Source organism: Lonsdalea britannica, from assembly GCF_946477055.1.
Lineage (GTDB): Bacteria > Pseudomonadota > Gammaproteobacteria > Enterobacterales > Enterobacteriaceae > Lonsdalea > Lonsdalea britannica_A.
Window position 1 is genome coordinate 1 of record NZ_CAMKXG010000257.1, and the last position, 4,868, is coordinate 4,868.

Here is a 4,868-nt window from a genome sequence, read left to right on the forward strand (position 1 = left end):
CTTTCCGACCGCGAATTACAGATTATGCTGATGATCACTAAGGGGCAGAAAGTGGTCGAGATTTCAGATAAACTGAACCTCAGCCCTAAAACGGTGAACAGTTATCGTTATCGAATGTTCAGTAAATTGAATATTAGCGGGGACGTGGAGTTGACCCACCTTGCCATCCGGCATGGTCTTTTTAATGCGGAGACGTTGACCAGTAGTGAGTGAAAGCTTTGATGCCCCGGCGTTTTTAAAAACGGTAACCAGCCAACCTGGGGTTTACCGTATGTATGATGCTGACGATACGGTCATCTATGTCGGTAAGGCTAAGGACCTAAAAAAGCGTCTTTCCAGCTACTTCCGTCGCAACGTGGGTAGCCGCAAAACGGAGGCGCTCGTCAAATGCATTCATCAGATCGATGTGACCATCACGCACACCGAAACGGAAGCGTTGCTGCTCGAACATACATATATCAAGCGTTACCAGCCCCGCTACAACGTGTTATTGCGCGATGATAAATCTTATCCGCTAATCTTCCTGAGCTCTGATAAACATCCCCGAATTTCTATTCATCGCGGTGCCAAGCATGCGAAGGGCGAGTATTTTGGACCTTTCCCCAATGGGAATGCGGTACGCGAAACCTTGATGCTTCTGCAAAAGCTGTTTCCTATTCGTCAGTGTGAAGATAGCGTTTATCGCAACCGCTCCCGCCCGTGTCTGCAATATCAGATTGGTCGTTGCCTCGGTCCTTGCGTCTCCGGGCTAGTCAGTGATGAAGAGTACCGTCAGCAGGTGGAATACGTCCGATTATTCTTGCTGGGAAAAGACCAGCAGGTGCTGACGCGTTTGATCGCCCAGATGGAAGCCGCAAGCAAAACGCTGAACTTCGAAGAAGCGGCGCGGATACGCGACCAAATTCAATCGGTACGTCGTGTAACGGAAAAACAGTTTGTGTCCGGGGCAGGCGATGGCGAAGATCTCGATGTTATCGGCGTTGCCTTCGATGCGGGTCTGGCCTGCGTGCATGTTCTGTTCGTTCGTCAGGGCAAGGTTCTCGGAAGTCGTAGTTACTTCCCCAAAATTCCGGGAGGCACGGAACTGGCTGAGGTCGTTCAAACTTTCGTGGGGCAATTTTATCTGCAGGGAAGTCTTTCCCGGACGCTTCCCACAGAGATTTTGTTAGATTTTTCGCTGCCGGAACAACAGCTCCTGACGGATTCATTGACCGAGATCGCCGGACGCAAAGTGCAGATTCAAAGCCGTCCTCGCGGCGACCGTGCTCGTTATCTCAAGCTGGCGCGAACGAATGCCAACACCGCGCTGATCAGCAAACTCTCTCAGCAATCAACCATTCGTCAGCGTTTGACCGCATTAGCCAATGTTTTGCAACTGCCTGAAATCAAACGCATGGAATGTTTCGATATCAGCCACACAATGGGGGAGCAAACGGTCGCTTCCTGCGTGGTCTTCGACGCGAATGGACCGCTCCGTTCCGAGTATCGGCGCTATAATATTACCGGGATCACCCCAGGCGATGATTATGCGGCGATGACGCAGGTGCTGAAACGGCGGTATGGTAAGGCGTTGGATGACAGTAAAATTCCGGACGTCATCGTTATTGACGGCGGGAAAGGGCAGTTGGGGCAGGCCAAAGCCGTTTTCGATGAACTCCAGGTTTCCTGGGATAAAACTAAGCCGCTGCTTTTGGGCGTCGCGAAAGGGAGCGATCGAAAAGCCGGGCTGGAAACGCTGTTTTTTGAGGCGACGGGAGAGGGCATCGCCTTGCCGCCTGACTCACCTGCGCTACATGTTATTCAGCATATTCGCGATGACTCCCACGATCACGCTATCTCCGGTCATCGGAAGAAAAGAGCCAAGGTCAAAAATACCAGTAGCCTGGAACTGATCGAGGGGGTGGGACCAAAGCGTCGTCAAACGTTGCTTAAGTATATGGGCGGGCTACAACCGCTACAGAATGCCAGTATCGAAGAAATTGCTAATGTGCCGGGAATTTCTTCAGCTTTGGCAGAAAAAATTTACTATGCATTGAAACACTAGGGACAATGTAGCAACATACTCACAATACCCACTCCGGCCAGACAGTTATCAAAAGAACTATGCAATTTAATATACCTACGTGGCTTACCCTGTTTCGCGTTGCATTAATTCCTTTCTTTGTGCTGGCGTTCTATCTTCCTTTCGCCTGGGCACCTCTGGCCTGCGCCGTCATTTTTGTTGGAGCGGCGGTCACTGACTGGTTTGATGGATTTTTGGCGCGTCGTTGGAAACAAACTACCCGTTTTGGGGCTTTTCTCGACCCGGTAGCGGATAAAGTGATGGTTGCCGTTGCTTTGGTTTTAGTCGCCGAGCATTACCACTCTTGGTGGATCACACTGCCCGCCGCAACGATGATCGCCCGTGAGATCATTATTTCCGCTCTTCGTGAGTGGATGGCGGAGATTGGAAAGCGGAGTAGTGTGGCCGTTTCCTGGATCGGAAAAGTGAAAACGACCGCCCAGATGCTGGCGCTGTTTGCATTGCTGTGGCGTCCTGACATGCTGGTTCAAGGTGTTGGCGTTGCGGCCTTGTACGTGGCTGCGGTGTTGACGTTCTGGTCGATGTTTCAATATTTGAACGCTTCGCGGCATGATCTGTTCGAACATTAATCGAGCTGGCGCAAAAATCAGCGAGTGAGTGATTTCGGCCGATAATTTCATTGACTCGCTGCGATAGGTCAGTAGAATGCACCGCATCGACAGCAAGCATGGCTTGTAAGTCACTTTAACAGATGAAGTCAATCTGTTACGCGGGAATAGCTCAGTTGGTAGAGCACGACCTTGCCAAGGTCGGGGTCGCGAGTTCGAGTCTCGTTTCCCGCTCCAATTCTTGTTCTATAGACAGCCACCAACGTCTATAGCTCTCTGATTCAACAGGGTAATCGCTCTGTTGAATAGCCAGAAAAATCGACTGAAAACCACCGTCAACCACGCCGAAGTAGTACACAAATTAGTACCCGGAAATCGGGTGCGTTACGGATGCGGATTGTTTGCTGAGTCGCTTCCTTGTGCGCGGTACACCTCTCTTCAACCTTGAAGGAGGCATATCCTATGGCGTTAACTGATGCAGTCGCCCGGCAAGCCCGCACCACCGGCAAAGCCTATACCCTGAACGACCCCGATGGGCTGTCGTTGTTCGTGACCGCCAACGGCACGAAGAAATGGCACTTCCGTTTTTCGTTGCAGGGCAAACAGCAGCGCATTTCCTTAGGCTCTTATCCTGAATTCTCCCTTAAACAGGCGCGCCAGCAGCGCGACGAATTGCGTGCGCAGTTGGCCGGAGGTGTCGATCCGCGCAGCTATCGTCAGCAGTCCAACTCTGAGGTGCAAAATACCTTTGACGCGGTGTTCCGTCAGTGGCGCGACTTCAAGGCGTTGAGTCTGGAGAGTGGACGGCAAAGCACGCTGTCGCAGATCGATCGCATCTTCGCCAAAGACGTGCTGCCGTCGCTGGGCAGTCTGTCGATTTTCGACGTTGAACCGTTGCATATTCTGGACGTTTTACGCCGAATTGAGCGGCGTAAGGCGTTTACCACCGCTGAGAAAATCAGAACGTGGCTGAACCAACTGTTTCGCTACGCCAAAGTGGAAAAGGGAGTGCGCTACAATCCTGCCAGCGATCTGGATATCGTGACCGCACCCCGCCCGCCGGTGACGCACAATCCCTTTTTACGCATGGATGAACTGCCTGCGTTTCTGCGCACGCTGCGCGACTATGGCGGGCAGGAGACGACGCAACAGGGGTTACGGCTGCTGCTGTTGACGGGCGTGCGTACCGGCGAGTTACGCCTTGCCGAGCCTGAGCAGTTCGATCTTAAGCGTGGGCTGTGGATTATTCCGCCCGCATCGGTCAAGCAGTTGCAGGTCAGGATACGCCGGGAGGGTAATAGCGTTCCGGCTTATGTGGTGCCGCTCCGCGACAGGCCATCGATATCGTGAAAGCGCTTTTAACGTTGCAGAAGCGACGACCGGTGCAACGCTACCTGCTTCCCAATAGCAACAACCTGCAAAAGCGCATCAGCGAAAATACGCTTAATAGCGCGCTGAAACGTATGGGTTATAAGGATCGACTAACCGGTCACGGCATTCGGGCGACGATCTCGACAGCGTTCTACCAGTTTGTGGGTGATCGCTGCGGCGATGGTAGCTACCTTATCCCAATGCCTTAGGGCTGCATCCTTTTTGCTCTTAGTGAAGCAACTGCATTTTGCATACACACTGATGCGTACAACAACCTTTATAGCTGACGCAGCCGTCTGCGGTCTTTTGCTGCCTCAGCGAATGCATCCCGTCACTTCATACGGCGGAAAGCCGTTGCAAGTGACGCCGCTAACGAACTCTGCGCCAACCCTTACGCCACAGCGCTTTCCGGCGCGACCTGTCATCTGACGTACACTTGCTGCGTCAATTTTCATCGACCCACTTATCAGAGGAGGGCTGAACCGATATCTGAGGCAGGCTTTCAGCCTGAGGGGATTACCCTGCTGATGCAGGCGGCTGCACAGAGTGCATAACCGATATCCCCGTTATACCTCAACCGCTGCCGCTCCGGCGCGCAGGTATTGTTCAGTGCGGCACGGTAAATCCGTGTCGTAAATCGCCGTGGCCGGAGAACAAAGGTTATTGAGGATGGGGGGATAGCATATGTTACGATTAAGTCGGAAGATATTGAGGCTGCGGGATGAGGTTGTAAGTATCCCTCTGATACGGACCATTCATTTTTAGAGATCTTCCGGCATACTGACTATGTACCCGGAGGAGATCATCATGTGTAAAGCCCGATTCACTGAGCACCAGATCATCGCCGTTCTGAAGTCCGTCGAAGC

Annotated in this window: 5 protein-coding genes and 1 tRNA gene; all 6 read left to right on the forward strand. The window is 52.5% G+C overall.

What is annotated here, in order from left to right:
• Positions 1–213 (forward strand): LuxR C-terminal-related transcriptional regulator (locus tag Q7O77_RS14615; RefSeq protein ID WP_304168753.1); only part of this gene is annotated, 213 nt, incomplete at its 5' end.
• Entirely contained in the window at positions 206–2,044 is a 1,839-nt protein-coding gene (gene uvrC / locus Q7O77_RS14620; RefSeq protein ID WP_304168756.1) for an excinuclease ABC subunit UvrC, read from the forward strand. The genes Q7O77_RS14615 and uvrC, both read left to right, overlap by 8 nt.
• 59 nt (positions 2,045–2,103) lie before the next feature.
• Positions 2,104–2,652, forward strand: coding sequence for a CDP-diacylglycerol--glycerol-3-phosphate 3-phosphatidyltransferase (pgsA, locus tag Q7O77_RS14625; protein ID WP_085653485.1), 549 nt, complete (start codon positions 2,104–2,106; stop codon positions 2,650–2,652).
• Positions 2,653–2,792: 140 nt separating this feature from the next.
• Positions 2,793–2,868 (forward strand) — tRNA-Gly (locus tag Q7O77_RS14630).
• Between the two features lie 225 nt (positions 2,869–3,093).
• Complete coding sequence (locus tag Q7O77_RS14635; protein WP_304168760.1) at positions 3,094–3,981, forward strand: integrase arm-type DNA-binding domain-containing protein; 888 nt, start codon at positions 3,094–3,096, stop codon at positions 3,979–3,981.
• The gene (locus tag Q7O77_RS14640) at positions 3,978–4,211 is read left to right on the forward strand and encodes a hypothetical protein (RefSeq protein ID WP_304168762.1); all 234 of its coding nucleotides are present in this window, start codon (positions 3,978–3,980) and stop codon (positions 4,209–4,211) included. Before Q7O77_RS14635 ends, Q7O77_RS14640 begins: the two co-directional genes overlap by 4 nt.
• Positions 4,212–4,868: the final 657 nt, after the last annotated feature.

Excerpts from the sequence above, each read along its gene's own strand:
- pgsA (WP_085653485.1), top strand. The coding sequence starts at position 2,104 with ATGCAATTTAATATACCTACGTGGCTTACCCTGTTTCGCGTTGCATTA.
- Q7O77_RS14635 (WP_304168760.1), top strand. The coding sequence starts at position 3,094 with ATGGCGTTAACTGATGCAGTCGCCCGGCAAGCCCGCACCACCGGCAAA.